Source organism: Rhodovulum viride, from assembly GCF_003265965.1.
Classification (GTDB): Bacteria; Pseudomonadota; Alphaproteobacteria; order Rhodobacterales; family Rhodobacteraceae; genus Rhodovulum; species Rhodovulum kholense.
Window position 1 is genome coordinate 1 of sequence record NZ_MUAV01000222.1, and the last position, 352, is coordinate 352.

Consider the following 352-nt stretch of genomic DNA (forward strand, 5'->3'; position numbering starts at 1 on the left):
CGGATGGCGCCGGTCGTGATCCGCCGCGCGGGCCGCCAGGCGCGGAAATGCGAGATCTCCTCCTGGTGGTGGCCCTCGGCCGGCCGGAACGGGCGCGCGCCGATCGTGTCATGGGCCTCGACCTGGTCGGTCAGCACCATCTCATGACCGCCATCCGCGTGGCGGAAGTGATAGCTGATGCCATGCCGCTCCATCATCCGGCAGGCGAAGGCCAGGTCGCTCTCGCGGTACTGCACGGTGTATTCGAGTTCGGGGTAGTCGTTGGCCAGCTCGACCGTCAGCGCGCCCGCATCTGCATAGGCCCCGAGCAGCTCGGTCAGGATCTCGACCACGGTCTTGTTGTGAAAGATCC

Annotated in this window: 1 protein-coding gene; it reads right to left on the bottom strand. The window is 67.0% G+C overall.

All coding sequences use genetic code 11. From position 1 onward, the window contains the following. Positions 1-352: contractile injection system protein, VgrG/Pvc8 family (locus BYZ73_RS21955; protein ID WP_281269516.1), on the bottom strand; the 352-nt coding region annotated here is incomplete at both ends.